The following is a 14,282-nucleotide window of genomic DNA, read 5'->3' as shown; positions in this document are numbered from 1 at the left end:
TGATAGGATTTTATAAACAAAATAATACTTTTTTATTATTTATTAAGCAAAAATATTCCACCATTTCCCTTTACGGATGTCTTCAGGCTCTAAAACATGTAAATGATCATCCAGTAGGATGCGGTCGTTGTTCTCCAGGAAAATGTCCACCATATCGTGCTGGTTCTTTTTCTCGAGGTAGTCGAGGCCTTCGTTGAACAAGAATGGACGCTTATCCAGGCTATGAACGTCTGATCCATATACATGGATCAGATTAGCGTCAATCAAGGTCATCGCTGTACGTTGGATCGCTTTGCCGAAGCCGCCAGCAACAGAGCCCGCAGTGACCTGTGCCATTGCGCCATGGAGCAATAGCTTCTTGAGACGTTCCGGCTTTTCGATAATACCCTGGTTGCGTTCTGCATGTGCAATAATCGGTACATAGTTGCGGGTGATCAATTGCTGAATAATTGGCACGGTATATGCCGGAATTCCAGAGGATGGCAATTCCAGCAGGACATAACGTGATCCCGCCATCGTCAACGCTTCTTTTGCTTCCAGTTTTTCCGGCAACTTTTCGCTCAGGCGACATTCCTGTCCGCTGTATATTTTAATTGGCAGCTGTTCTTGTGCAATATAACTGTTGACCAGCTCTAATTGCTTTTTTAAGGCCGCGAGGTTTGTATTGAAGTTTGGATGAAATGCGTGAGGCGTGGCAATAATGCCTGTCAATTGTTCTTCGACTGCTTTTTCCAGCATTCGTTTTGTCTGTTCCATCGTTTCAGCCCCATCATCAAGACCGGGCAGTATGTGGGCGTGTGTATCGATCATTGTGTCGTCCTCCTCAGGTGCTTAAAAAAAAGTAAAAAGGAAAATCCTTTTTACTCTGTATTTCCATAATATTGATAGTAGTAGCTGTCTTTTGCCAAGGCATAGTTATTCAGCACCGCGCCAATCAGTCGGCTGTTGGAAGATTCAATAGCTTCTTTTGCTTTTAATGCCATTTCTTTTTCCGTATTGCCTGAGCTAACCACTAAGATAGTGCCTTCACATTTGTTTGCAAGAATCTGTCCATCGGTTACGGAAAGAACAGGCGGAGCATCGAAAATTACAAGATCATACATATCTTTCAACTGTTCGATTAACGCTGTCATTGATTTAGAAGCAAGCAATTCAGCCGGATTCGGTGGAATTGGGCCGCAAGTCATTAAGTCCAGGCGCTCAACCGCTGTTGGACGGATGACTTCCTGGATAGAGTTTTGGCGCGTTAAGACGCTTGATAAGCCCACTGTGTTTCCCATACGGAATGTATAATGCGTTGTAGGTTTACGCATATCACCATCCACCAGCAAAACTTTCTTGCCTTCCTGGGCAAAAACAACTGCCAGGTTTGCGGATGTTGTCGACTTTCCTTCTGATGGTGCCGCTGACGTGATAACAAGCGTGCGAATTTCTGCATCAGGAGAAGAAAAGTTAATGTTTGTGCGCAGGGTTCGGAATTGTTCCGATACGAATGAACGTGGTGTTGTAAATGAAATCAGTTTACGCGCAGTTTCCTGCAATACCTTTTTCTTTCTGGCCATTCTTATCCCGCCCTTCTCTTCGATGATGTAGTTTCTTCCAGTTTTGCCTCTTCTTTAATAGGAGAAATGATTCCGAGCATTGGAACTCCAAGGATTTCTTCGATGTCCTGCTGCGTCTTGATGGACGTATCCAAGTATTCAAGCAAGAACGCGATACCCACTCCGAGCATCATTCCAATCACAGCTGCGATAGCCATGTTCAACATTGGATTTGGCGCAACTGGCGATGGGTTTTCTTTTAATACTGCTGGCGACAAAATTGAAACGTTATCGACGTTCATCAATCCCGTAATTTCACTTTCAAACACTTCAGCTGTCGTGTTGGCAATGTCTACTGCGACTGCGGGATCTTCATCCTGCACACTTACGTTTACCACTTGAGAATTTTCAGCGGTAGCGACGGTGATTTTGCTGTTCAGCTGTTCGACGGACATATCAAGACCGAGCTGGCTTGATACTTCGTCTAAAATCGCCGGGCTTTTGATGATGACGGAATATGTATTGATCAATTGTAGATCAGCTTGGATGTTCTGGTTGGTCAATTGAGATGCTTCCGTTTCTTCCTGATTGACCAGAATTTGAGTTGAAGTCTCATACATTGGGGTTAGGACTAAAAACGACACAACGCCAGCGATGGTGATGGCTAAAATCGTCATAAGTGCAATTAACCCGGCCCGCTTTTTCAGGGTTTTAAAGAGGTCTTGTAAGCTGATGGTTTCTTCCATGTGGTGATTATCTCCTTTTATTTTCAAATTCTTATCATTTTTGATTCATAAACAACTTAAAATAGTATAGCATAGGTAAGAGTCGAAGGAACTTCCAATTTTAAAAAGTTATATAGGCTATTAGAATGATTTATGCTATCTTTATTTGTAAGAATGGGTTTTTTTGAAAGGGGCACACCATGAAATTGTACAAAATTGGAGCGATAATTGCTGTTATTATTTGTATCATTGCACTAGTATTTAGTTACTTAATCTGGCAGGACAGACTGGAAAGTGTATTGGATCAGCCGGAAGAAGCCGAAGTACAGACTTCTGCTGAACCACAAGAGGAAGCTGAAACTACGGATAGTGTCGATTCTGTGAACATCGAAGAGTTGACCGTCAACATGGATGACGAAGTCCAACAGTTATTTGCTGACAGAAGCGACGGCGAAAGCTTGAAAATGCTCATTGCCGGTTCTGCAGCTTTGGAATCCGGTGAACCCGGCTACGCAGAGCAGTTGCAAGCTTCTTTAGAAGAAGCGTACGGCAACTTTATCGAAATTGATATCGTTACAGTAGTAAGAACTTCCGAGTTTTTGGTCAACGTCGACCTATCTGAGGGCTATGACTTGGTGCTGCTCGAGCCGATGACGTTAATGAACAATGACCGCATCACCATTGAACAAGAGCGTGAACATATCGGTGTTTTTGAGTCTGATATGACGGCTGAGGTTGCAGATTCTGTTCTTGTGCTTCATCCACCGCAGCCGATTTACGGCGCTGGCTATTATCTAGCACAAGTTACGGCACTTGAAGAATTTGCATCGATCAATGGTTATCCTTATATTGACCACTGGTCCGCATGGCCAGATACAGATGACGAACAGCTCCAAGATTATTTAACAGAAGATGGGTTGCCGAATGACAAAGGCGCAGAGACATGGGCACAAGAACTGGAAGCGTATTTTATCGCTGACTAAAGGGGAATTTGTTTAATGAGCAGAAGAGAGAAAAAGAACAAGAAGAAAAAATGGCCGTGGGTTTTAGGAATTTTAGGATTGATCGTTATCGGTCTCGGCATTTACTTGTTTACTATTTACAATAGCTTCACCAATACACTGGAAGAAATTCATGAGCCGATTGAACGCGAAGCATCGGAAAAACGTACAACCGATCAAGGAGTTGTGTTGAGCGAACAAGATCCTTTCTCGGTCGTGTTGCTCGGTGTTGATGAACGCGAAGACGATCGCGGCCGTTCCGATACCGTGGTTGTGTTGACCGTCAATCCGGCGGAACAATCCACGAAGATGGTTTCAATTCCGCGTGATACGTATACCGAGATTGTCGGACGCGGCACAATGGATAAGATTAACCACGCTTATGCATTCGGCGGCATCGAAATGTCGATGGCTACTGTTGAAAATTTATTGGATATTCCGATTGACTATGTGATGCAAGTGAACATGGAAGGCTTCCAAGATATCGTCGATGCAGTCGGCGGCGTGGAAGTAAACAATGCGATGGCATTTGACGAGTTTGCGGCCGGGAACATCGAGTTGAACGGCGAAGAAGCACTCGGCTACGTGAGAATGCGCAAGCAGGATCCAGAAGGCGACTTTGGCCGCCAGAACCGCCAGAAGCAAGTGATTCAAGCGATCATGAAAGAAGGCGCATCGGTTAACAGCTTGTTGAATTATAGAGGCATTTTTGATGCTCTCGGCAACAACGTCCGCACGAACATGACGTTTGATGAGATGATGGATGTCCAGTCGAACTACCGTGATGCTATTGATACAGTCGACCAGATACTTGTTGAAGATGGGACTGGCGAAACGATCAACGGGATTTGGTATTACATGATGGATGATGCGGAACTGGCAGAGATCCAGACGACGTTGAAAGAGCATTTGGATATGTAAGAGTGGTGAGCGCAGTCCTTTTATGGATTGCGTTTTTTTTAATGGGAGTGTGTTGAAGTGGTCGGAGAGTTCTGGAATTGCTTCGGTCGCTTTGGAGTGGGCACCCGCGATAAGCCAGTCAGCTGAGAACCGCTGCCAGTCTTATCTCTCCGTCCCCTCCTTTTACGCGCCTCAGCTTAATGACTTGAAATACACAGCAAATAACAGGAGTTTTTTGGGGATAGTAGAATAGTCGTTCTGGAACCGCTTGGCGGCGAAAGTGCACGCGCCTGCGCTTAGATATGAGAGCGAAATTGCTATCATTGAGGGTATGAATTGTGCGTGTGCCTGGCACCCATACAACACACTTCTAACTTAAAAAAGAAAGCTAGAGAAAGAGCGGAAATTGCGCGGGTGCCAGGCACCCGCGCAATTTCCCACACAAAAACCCGCTCCTGTCGATCAGGCAGCGGGTTTTGTGGGCTATTTTACCGGACCTTCTGGCGTTCCGATAAAATCATCACTTTTTTTTTATAGTCACCGAACTTGAGTTGCTTTAAACCGTATTCTTGGACAAAGTGCATAAAGGCTTGCCGCGGCATTCCAAGCTGCTTTGCGCTAACCGATGGCCCTAAGTTGTTCTTGATGTAGAGGTCTTCCATGACTTCTACCAAGGCCTTGTTATGTCGTCGCTCTACTTTTTCTCTATAAGAGTCGTACTCCGTCATAAGCCTTTCATCTCACTTTCCTATGGATTTATATAGGTCTGATGTATCTTCTCCCTACTTATATTTCCATTATAGTATCTACCGACCAATAATACTAGTCTAAATGGCATGTTTTTTTCAATAAATTCATGATATTAAACCTACTTTATAACATTACCGAAATTTTCAGCCAACTCGAGCGGCGAAATTGAATATTTCCTAATGCAGCCGGAATGAAAATTTCTTGATTTCCGCTTCTTTAATGAAATTCTCCATGACATGATCGCTTTCAAACTCATGGGCTTTGATGCGATCGCGCTTGGACATTTTCCGGTATTCCGTTTCGCTCGACAGCAGTTTTTCAATTTGCGTTTGGACGCTAAACAGTTCGCTGTCTGCGGAGAACGAATCGCCGCTTTCATACGGCGGCAATTGGTGAAGGAATCCTTCCGTCAATCCGAACGGATCGTTGATTTTGGCCGTGATTCCAGGAATGCCGCAGCCTGCCGCTTCAATGAGCGGTACGCCCATACCGACAAAACAGAACGTATCCTGCAGGGCACGTTTCTTATCCCCTATTGTGGCAAAGTCTCCATGCATCACAATATGGTCGCGCGCCGGGGAATTGGCTATTTTCTTACGAAGACCGTCTTCGTCCTGTCCAGACCCGTAAATATGGTATGTAAATTTCGGATCGAGCTGGATCAGTTCTTCCATGATATCAATCATGTAATAATTATACGTCCGGAAATGTGCCAGCCGTCCTATAGAGACGATGCGGCGCGACTCGAAGTTGCCATGGGTTTCACCGTTCGAGCAGAAATCCAGCGGCATCGGGAAAATTGAGTTATTCAAGGGCTCTCCGATCGCCTTCTCAGTCATTTTTTGGATAGACGGGTTCATAAACAGCAGCCTTGTATGGAACTTGGGATCGATCAGCTTGAGCGTTTTGATGACCTTTTCCGTGCGTTCTTGTTTGTAGCTCTCGGGGTGGTAGACGCCAGACAGCCGCTTGCTTGCCGGCAGCAGGTACGACAACAAGAACGATTTCGGCCCAAACGAATACACCAAATCGAATTTGTCTTCAAAGCGCGTACGCAGCATCTTGGAAACGAGCCACATATTGACTGAAGGATTTGTCGTGTCTTCGTCCACTATGATGGTCACGCCTTTAACGGTTTCTAATTGGCGCAGTAATGGCCCGCCGCTGCTGAAAAGGAACAGCGTGACGTTATAGCCGCGGGCGCTGAGCCATTTGACCATACGGACCACCAGCATTTCCACGCCGCCCGGTTTCATATTTTTATGAATAAGTGCAATCGACTTGATCGGACGTGCCTGTTTTTCGAAATCGAAGAAATGGTCATTGCTGAATGTAATCATCTACTCACCCCGTCTAATGGTATCCCTTAACGTCTTCTGAGAAAATCGGCATATTTGTATTTTTGAATGTACCAGTCGAGTGTAATTCGCAGCCCGCTTTTAAAGGGCGTAAACGGCGCAAATCCAAGAACCGGTTTTTGTACGGGTGGGGATGCTCTTGAATGGAGACTGTCTCCATTTTCTTCATTGCGGTCCGGAGAAGAGCCATTTCCCGGGAAATGTTCATTCAGCAAGGCCGTGATGTGCTTTGCAAGCTCTCTGTCATTCAAACCGGCATTGTAATCGATTTCATAGCGAGATCCCGCTTCTCCCAAATGGAATACGGTGTCGACCGCTTCGCACAGATCAACGATAAACAACCAGTTACGTTGATGTCCTTGTTCTGGAATCACCAGATTGCCCTCCAGCGCCTGGCGAATCGAGCGTGGCACAAGTTCATCTTCCTGCTGCATCGGCCCAAAAACCTCCGGGCTCGCAGTGGTCACGACATTCAGTCCGTACTCTCTATGGAAACTTTGGATCATGGCCTCGGCTCGTTGTTTGCTTTCGCTGTATAAGGTGCCGCATTCCGTTTCTGCCAGGGACAAATGGTGGAAACGCGACGCTGCATATTTTGGATTGGGCTGATGCGGCCCTGCCATCCATGCGCTTTGTGCGGCATGCAGCAAGTTCATCGTGCCGAGCACGTTGGTTTGTTCGTAGAGCCGGATTTCCCCGACCCGGTCCTGGCTGCGCGTTTCCGCCGCAAAATGGATAATATCTGTGATGTCATAAAGCTCAAACAAATGGCTGATGGCGTAAGCATTCCGGATATCGACCCGGTGGAACGAGTAGCGGTTGGCCTGATCCGGACAAGGAATGTTATCCGGGTTGGCGGCTTCGGTATTGTAATCGATATTGACCAGCTGATAATCCGGATATTTGTTTAAATAATAATGGATCATATTGGAGCCGATAAATCCGTGGCCTCCGGTGATAAGTATGGTTTTTGTACTCATAGCCGCTCACCCCCTTGCTGGATTATTAAAGAATGTCAGATAGTGCTATTAGCTTGCACACATCCTTGCGTACTGCCATTTGTACCAGGAATAATTCTTATAATGAAACATTAGAGTTAAATCTAGGTTAAAAGACGTTATTTTCTAAATTTTTAATTAGTATACATCTAAATTGGATATTTTGCATCATAATATACGAAATATATAATTCTTTATGTTCATATTACATCAAAATAGTCGTGACTATCTGTATAAATGGAAATAATTTAATATTTTTTTATTTATTTTGGGTCTATTACTCGATGCTCTGTATAACCTAAACCAGTCTTATAGATCACTCATTGAATGTCTGGTACTGCTTTAAACAGCAAAATGGGTGTGATAGCGAAAGATCTGCTGCAAACGACATTTCATAAACGGTGCCGTTGTTGAACTAACTCCTTCATTTGACCTGCAGGGATATCAAAGTGTTTTTTTCGCTCATTGAAATCACTTTTTTTATTTTTTCCTTCTATATAATAAGAATCGTTTTCTACTTTGTACATAAAAAAAACAAGCACCCCTTTCAGGATGCTTGCTTCTATTACTCGATTGTTATTCCGTATTTCGCAAAGCCGTTTGCTGCGGCTTCCAGGTAACTGATGCCGCTGTCTGCAGGAATCAGGCTCTGGGCTGCTGCTGAAGTTTCGAATACCAGGCTTGGATCGCCTGTGATTGGTGCGAATGACCAGTTGCCGTCAGCTGATGGATCGATCGTGCCGAGCTCTTCCATGTAGTCCTGGATAACTTGGCGATTCTCGTAGGCATAATCGATTGTCTCTGTCGCATTGCGGACACCTGGGAAGTTGCCGCTTGCACGGTAGTTGTTGGTTACTACCAAGAATTCCTGGTCGTCCGCTACAGCCGTCCCCTCGTAAGAAAGGTTCTGGATGCGGCTGGCGGTTTCGTTGACCGTGTTGCCGTCCGCATCGTATTTCGCGGGCTGCGTGACATCGATGTCATAGGTGACCCCGTCAATGACATCAAAGTTATACGTACGGAAATCCGGATTGATGAGCTGCTGCTCGCCCGTTGCTGCCGGGTCTACCTGCAGGAACTGGCCAGCTGACATCTCGAGCCACTCTTTCAAATCCGCTCCGGTCAGTTTCAATGCGAAGACTGTGTTGTCGAAGACATACAGATCCGCTACGTTCTTGATGGCGATTTGGCCGGTTGCGATATTGGTGTAATAGTCGCCGCCGTTGCGTCCGCCTGCTTTAAAAGGCGCTGCAGCTGACAACAATGGCAAGTCCGCATTGGCGGTGCCTGTTCTCTGCTGTTCCACGTACCAGCTTTGGGCGTTGTTGACGATCTGGATGGATGGATCGTCCTGCACCAATGAGAAATAGCTGTTGATCGGCGCAGTGGTTTCGCCGACTGGGCTGCGAACGTATTCGATGGTACCTTCATGCGCTTCTTTGACGGCTTCCACGACCTCTTCCGCTACCTCGTCGGTAGTGGCATCAATGGCGCGCAGCTCTGCCTGTTCGTCGGTCACTGTCCAATTTTTCCCCTTTTTCTCCAGTGTCAGATCAATGACGCCCAAATGGCTGCCGAATTTACCAGGCATCACCACAGGTGTGCCGTTGATCAAGCCCTTTTCCTGGTCGACGTTGGCTAATTCTGAATACGAGCCTGGGAAAACGTCGTGGTTGTGGCCGGTGATGATGGCATCAACGCCTTCCACTTCCGTCAGCTGATAGGTAATGTCTTCTTCCCCGACGTCATGGGTTTCGTCGCCCATCCCAGAATGCGACAGGACGACAACGACGTCAGCGCCTGCTGCTTCGACTTCGGGAAGGAATTTCTCGACGGATTCAACCGCGTCTTCTGTCGTTACCTTGCCTTCCAGGTTGGCGCGGTCCCATTTCATGATCTGGGGCGCAACAACACCGATAACGCCGACTTGAATGGTGTGTTCCTTGCCTTTTCCATCCACGACTTTTTTGTCGATGATGGTGTACGGGGTAAAGCGGTTTTCGCCAGTTTCGGCATCGTAGACGTTAGCATTGAGTACTGGGAACGGCGCTTCTTCGAGTGCGTTGTCCAAGTAGTCCAAGCCAAAGTTGAATTCATGGTTGCCGAGCGTCGAAGCATCAAAGTCGAGTGATTCGAGCGCCGCGTATGCCGGGTGCAATTCATCGTCTTCGAGTGCATCCACAGAAACTTTATAGCCGCCGAACGGGGTTCCTTGGATCAAATCGCCGTTGTCGAAAAGCAAGGTATTGCTGTTTTCTTCACGCGCCTGTTCGATCAACACGCCGGTTTTGGCGAGGCCGAGTGAGTTCGAAACTTTATCCTGGTAGTAATCATAGTTCACGAAATTGGTATGAAGGTCGGAGGTGCCGAGAATTTGCAGGGAGACTTCCTTGGCATTTTTCGGGTTTCCACCTTTGCCCCAGCCATGGTCTTTTCCTTGCCCATGCCCTTTGCCGTTGCTTTGTGCTTTTTCCGAGACTGCTTTACCGGGTGCGTCAGGTGCTGCAAGTGCAGGCACTGCGGCAAACAAACTGCTCATCGCCAACACGGAGGCTGCGGTTGCAGCGGTCAGCTTCTTGTGAATCGTCATCAATCCATCTCCTCGTAGTAAGAATTGCGAAACAACTCCAGTATACCCTTCGCCTCCCGAAATGGAATGTGAACAGAGACCTAATTTTTGTAAATGTTCGTGAGTCTTTTTGTAAATTTAATGAATTGGGAGTGAGGAGGAAAGGCTTATGGAGGCAAAAAGTGCATCAAGAGATAGGTATTGAGTAGAGTATAGAAGAAATCGCTCCGGGAGGACGCTTTCGGGCCCACAGGATGTGGGTCATGCAGCTGGCGCGACAGGACGTCGCGCCAGCTGCCGCGGGCTTGCGCCGAACTAACTCGGGCTACTGCCCGAGTGGATTTCGGCACTTCGCTTTCCCCACAGGAGTCGCCTCCCTGCGCGATTTCTTTAGTATTTTGTTAAAAGTGATGATGTCGCTGTTGTATTTAAGACAGTAATTTCTACTGTCATACTATTAGGCTTATAAGAATATGGCAGAAACATCGATCTATCCTATCAGTATCCAGCGAAGGCGCGTGCAACACCGCCGACAAGCGATTCTAAAACTGCACTCCATCTATCTCCCCCAAACTTAGTTAGTTTCTATTTATTAAATAACCCCAAGCTGAGCCGCGTCCACGGAGTGGGTGAAGCGTCTATAGAACTGAAGGAAAACTACCACAACCTGTTCAGCGGCAGAACCTGATATTGCGGCGTTCGATGGTATAATAGAGGCAAAGTTCTATAGAGTTTAAGGAGGGCTTGGCATGATTCTGGGTATTCTTCTTTCAGTAGCTGCGATTGCTGGCATCATCTATGGGATCAAGAAGAAAAGCGAGAAGTGGATTGTTGGTTCCACTGTTTTGTTGGCTGCCGTCATCATTGTGTTCCTGCTCCTCAGCTTTATTTATTTAAGAAATCCTTATTAACAGGCAAACCTTGGGTCATGAGCGTTTGCTGCACCTTATTTTTTCAGAACATATTCTGTCCACACATGCATAAATACAATACCAGCCTTCTTTTTTGATAACCCGTTCAGATATGGAACGCAAAAACCAAACTAAACTATCGATTAGGCCGTTAATTCGCACTTGAATTAGCGGTCTTTTATTTACGGTCATCTCAACCTTCTCGTATTAAAATTCCCATTTTTAACAATTGAATTGGCAACACTTTCAACTGACATACAATAACTATTGTAAGGCGTCAAAACCTGACTGAAAGAACTGCTTATCTAGTTGTTAGTTCTACTTAAGAGAAAAGGTTTTAAAAGGCGAGTAACCAAGAAAAAAAGAAGCATCCGATTTGGGATACTTCAAAGATTGATTTAGTTGTTTTCTTTTTTACTATTTTTATAATCCTTTAGGAACTTTTCATCTTTCTTCTTATCAATGAAACTCCAAATTAAAAAGATTAAGATTGATATACCTATTACCAATAAAGAAGAGTTGAATACAAAATCAAAATCCATCTCGTTAACAACTTGGTCAACCCCAGCCCTATTTAGATGGCTTGTCCAACTGCTTTGATAATCAAAAAGGATGAAGGATAGAATAAGTCCTAGCACGAGTCCACCCAGTATCGAGAAGAATGCTTTCTTCATTCTGTGAACACCTCCTACTAATAGTGTATCTTATTCCATTTCAAAAACCTTTAAAAAAACGGAAATTCAATTTAAAATAGCACCGCCGATCCGCGAGTGTTGGTTTTTTAAAACCTTGCGAATTGGGGTGCTGATTTGTGTTATAAAGATGTCTTTAACGGGTGCTGAAACTGTTGTGATTTTGAATGTTAATTGAGCGTTTTGCGTCTTTAAACTGAACGGGTTACTTTTTTGAGAAGGCTGGTTTGTTTTTGCTATGGCACCAAACGGTTGATCACCGGCAGCTTTTGCATGGCCAGGATGATGCCGAACGAAATGGCGAATATTAAAATCCAGACGAGCGGCACGCTGATGATCGGGTTGAACGTGGTTTCGTTCAGTCCGAAAAATTGATTCAAGTAAATCTGGATGAGCGGGTGAATGACATAGATGCCGAATGTCGCCGTGCTGATCCGTGTGATTAAAGCGCTCGGTTTGATCTTTTTGCTCATGTGCTGGAATCCGATAAAGATGAACAGCGTGATGAATAAGGCGTTCGGGCGGTAATGCTCGTAGAAGAAATCATCGAACTCGCCTGCCGGCAAGCCTGCGTTCAAATAATACGTTCCCCAAAGCGTGACAAAATAGCCGACGATGGCGAGTCCACCAAGCGGCAGCAGGTATTTTTTCGGCACTGGGTAAAGCACGAGATAGGCGCCGAGCAGGAAATAGCCGATGTATGGCTCGAACAGTCCAGCTGTAACGGCGAGTTCAAACTCAAAGAACTTCGGCAGGAACGGCAGCAAACAAGAAAAGCCGATCCAGAACAGCAGGAATGCCTGAAAGGTTTTTTTGTCCATGTGGTCGACGAGCAGCTTCAAAAATGGCGCCATCAAGTAGAGACCGGTGATGGTATAGAGGAACCACAAGTGGTAATAGACGTCGTCAGTCAGAAATTGGACCAGGATTTCATAAGGGGTATACGACTCGCCCAGCTCGTAAATATTGTACAGCGTGTAGATGATGCTCCAGAAAACCAGCGGAATGACGACTTTCGCCAGCCGCTTCTGCAGGAATTGCCAGACGCTTTCTTCTTTGTCGCGCGTCAGCAGCAAGGCACCGCTGAGCATGAAGAAAATCGGCACGCACCACCGGAGTCCGGCATCAAAGACATTGGCGAAATGCCAGATCCAGTCGTCCGTGGTGGTGCTGTTGATGATTTTCGAAACTACATGAATGCCGACTACTACAAAAATCGACAAGACCCGCAGCCAATCCATATAGTCGTATCTTCTGGCCATGTGGGCAACTCCTTCTTCTCTATATGTAAAACGTTTTTCGTAAAATGATTGTTGGTGGGGTGTTGCGCCGGAGTTCCACCCTTTACTACTATCGGAACGCTTCGGCATGCAGCGAGTTATTTTCTCGACTCTTTTATTCCCTTTCTCATTTTAGCCTGTCGCGAGTGTTTGAACCACTACGATTTGATTACAACTGTATGACAGACTCTATTCAATTAACTGCCGGCATAGGTTGCGGATGTCTTCGCGGTTGGCGTCGAGCAGTTCCTGGCCGAGTCCGACCAGGGCATTCAGGTTTTCTTCCGAGCCGTCGTCGAGCTTTTCTCTGCCTTTTTCGAGCAGCTCAATCTGGAACCGGTAGTAGCGTTTGGCATCTTGCCGGTCGGGCAGCACATGATTTAATTGATGGTGGACGACGTCCGAACTGCCGTCCATCAGGATATACCAGAGCGGACGCGCCCAGCCGAGCAGACCCCATGTTCGGACGCCCCCAAATTCGATGGTCAGCTGCGGATTTCCGGTGCCGAGCGACACGATCAGCAAGTCTTCTTCCGGAAAAAGTTCTTTTGCTTCCGCATAGGCGCACATTGCCGGGTTGTTGGCGAAAACACCGCCATCGATAAAACTGGAACCCGGATAGGCTGGAATCTTTTTCGGTATAAAATAAGTCGGTGCTGCAGAAGCGGCCCGAGCCACATCCCGCATCAAGACATCCTCTTCAATCTTCTTCGTATGCACGTCGCGGCTCTTGAAAAAAGCCGTGAAACGCCCGTGAATTTCATAGCTCGGAATCACGACATGCGCCAAGGCTTCAGACAGCATGGTGTGCCCAAAGTATTTCTTCAAGGCTTTTTCCAGCGCACGCGCGTGGTAGCGGCGCGAAAAAATGCCGCGGGTGATTTTATAGAACAGGGATTTATCAAAAATTTCGTGAGACTCCTCCAAATAAAACCCAAGAAATTGCTCGGCTGTGTAACGGGGGTTAGCCGGAGTTTTTCTGTCCGGCGCAACCAGCCCGAGTGCCAGAATTCCACCTGTCGAGGTCCCAACCACCAAATCAAACAGTTCGGCAATCGGTTTTTCCGTCTGCGCTTCTATCTCAGCAAGCAGCATCGCCGGAATAATCCCCCGCACACCCCCGCCATCGATGGATAAAATCTTTTTCATATCTCCCACCCGCTTTCCGGTTTTTCCAATCCTTAAAATTGTAAGAAGCTGTATAGGTTGAACATGAGCTTTTTCCGTCGCTTTGGACGCGCCGGAGCTAAGAACTTGTTTCATAAAGATATGAAAATGATTGCCGGCATAGCAGTAAAAAAAATCATATGCCCAACAGAAATAGCGGATTTATACCTTAAAAAATAAGGTAGACATTATTCTAGTGTAAGTATTCTTATTATTTAGATATTATCTTATTTTTTTGATAAGAAAATGATCGTGTACTGGGTCCTGAGATACAGTCCACGATCGAGTTTTTTACTATCTTTATTGCATAGCTAAAATAAAGCTGGAAGGATTTTAAAATTTGGATTTATTAGGAGATTAACAGTAACAAACAAACTAAAAAATCGACTT

14 protein-coding genes are annotated in these 14,282 nt (G+C 45.9%); 3 read left to right on the top strand and 11 right to left on the bottom strand.

All coding sequences use genetic code 11. The features are described from left to right. Nucleotides 1-42: 42 nt before the first annotated feature. The 3 genes from GJB59_RS10430 to GJB59_RS10420 are packed head-to-tail and all read right to left on the bottom strand — an operon-like array spanning nt 43 to nt 2,287. The gene (locus tag GJB59_RS10430) at nt 43-810 is read right to left on the bottom strand and encodes a tyrosine-protein phosphatase (protein ID WP_142827195.1); all 768 of its coding nucleotides are present in this window, start codon (nt 808-810) and stop codon (nt 43-45) included. Between the two features lie 50 nt (nt 811-860). Continuing rightward, entirely contained in the window at nt 861-1,562 is a 702-nt protein-coding gene (locus GJB59_RS10425) for a CpsD/CapB family tyrosine-protein kinase (protein WP_142827194.1), read from the bottom strand. Nucleotides 1,563-1,564: 2 nt separating this feature from the next. Further along, nucleotides 1,565-2,287 (bottom strand): YveK family protein, encoded by a 723-nt coding sequence (locus tag GJB59_RS10420; RefSeq protein ID WP_142827193.1) that lies wholly within the window; start codon nt 2,285-2,287, stop codon nt 1,565-1,567. 179 nt (nt 2,288-2,466) lie between these two features. Here GJB59_RS10420 and GJB59_RS10415 point away from each other — a divergent pair, with 179 nt between their 5' ends. Next, entirely contained in the window at nt 2,467-3,249 is a 783-nt protein-coding gene (locus GJB59_RS10415; protein WP_142827192.1) for an SGNH/GDSL hydrolase family protein, read from the top strand. Between the two features lie 15 nt (nt 3,250-3,264). After that, on the top strand, nt 3,265-4,188 hold the full coding sequence (locus GJB59_RS10410; protein ID WP_142827191.1) for an LCP family glycopolymer transferase: 924 nt from the start codon (nt 3,265-3,267) through the stop codon (nt 4,186-4,188). Nucleotides 4,189-4,655: 467 nt separating this feature from the next. Here GJB59_RS10410 and GJB59_RS10405 read toward each other — a convergent pair whose 3' ends face one another. From GJB59_RS10405 to GJB59_RS10390, 5 genes are all read right to left on the bottom strand, one after another. Then, on the bottom strand, nt 4,656-4,895 hold the full coding sequence (locus GJB59_RS10405) for a hypothetical protein (protein WP_142827190.1): 240 nt from the start codon (nt 4,893-4,895) through the stop codon (nt 4,656-4,658). Between the two features lie 198 nt (nt 4,896-5,093). Then, nucleotides 5,094-6,257 (bottom strand): glycosyltransferase, encoded by a 1,164-nt coding sequence (locus GJB59_RS10400; protein ID WP_142827189.1) that lies wholly within the window; start codon nt 6,255-6,257, stop codon nt 5,094-5,096. Between the two features lie 26 nt (nt 6,258-6,283). Next, the gene (locus GJB59_RS10395; protein ID WP_142827188.1) at nt 6,284-7,255 is read right to left on the bottom strand and encodes a GDP-mannose 4,6-dehydratase; all 972 of its coding nucleotides are present in this window, start codon (nt 7,253-7,255) and stop codon (nt 6,284-6,286) included. A gap of 410 nt (nt 7,256-7,665) precedes the next feature. After that, a complete protein-coding gene (locus GJB59_RS19195) occupies nt 7,666-7,800 on the bottom strand; it encodes a hypothetical protein (protein WP_268951317.1) in 135 nt (44 codons plus the stop codon). Between the two features lie 38 nt (nt 7,801-7,838). Beyond that, on the bottom strand, nt 7,839-9,863 hold the full coding sequence (locus GJB59_RS10390; protein WP_142827187.1) for a bifunctional 2',3'-cyclic-nucleotide 2'-phosphodiesterase/3'-nucleotidase: 2,025 nt from the start codon (nt 9,861-9,863) through the stop codon (nt 7,839-7,841). Between the two features lie 728 nt (nt 9,864-10,591). On the opposite strand from GJB59_RS10390, the gene GJB59_RS10385 reads away from it, so the two are divergent. Continuing rightward, nucleotides 10,592-10,753, top strand: coding sequence for a hypothetical protein (locus GJB59_RS10385; protein WP_185960004.1), 162 nt, complete (start codon nt 10,592-10,594; stop codon nt 10,751-10,753). Between the two features lie 398 nt (nt 10,754-11,151). On the opposite strand, the gene GJB59_RS10380 is transcribed toward GJB59_RS10385, so the two are convergent. From GJB59_RS10380 to GJB59_RS10370, 3 genes are all read right to left on the bottom strand, one after another. Next, the gene (locus GJB59_RS10380; protein WP_142827186.1) at nt 11,152-11,427 is read right to left on the bottom strand and encodes a hypothetical protein; all 276 of its coding nucleotides are present in this window, start codon (nt 11,425-11,427) and stop codon (nt 11,152-11,154) included. Between the two features lie 254 nt (nt 11,428-11,681). Continuing rightward, on the bottom strand, nt 11,682-12,707 hold the full coding sequence (locus GJB59_RS10375) for an acyltransferase (RefSeq protein ID WP_142827185.1): 1,026 nt from the start codon (nt 12,705-12,707) through the stop codon (nt 11,682-11,684). A 207-nt stretch (nt 12,708-12,914) separates the two neighbouring features. Then, on the bottom strand, nt 12,915-13,874 hold the full coding sequence (locus GJB59_RS10370; protein WP_142827184.1) for a CBASS cGAMP-activated phospholipase: 960 nt from the start codon (nt 13,872-13,874) through the stop codon (nt 12,915-12,917). Nucleotides 13,875-14,282 lie beyond the last annotated feature (408 nt).

It is taken from the genome of Planococcus soli (genome assembly GCF_016881065.1).
GTDB lineage: Bacteria > Bacillota > Bacilli > Bacillales_A > Planococcaceae > Planococcus > Planococcus soli.
Note: the sequence above shows the minus strand (reverse complement) of the source record. Positions and strands in the feature narration are given on the sequence as shown.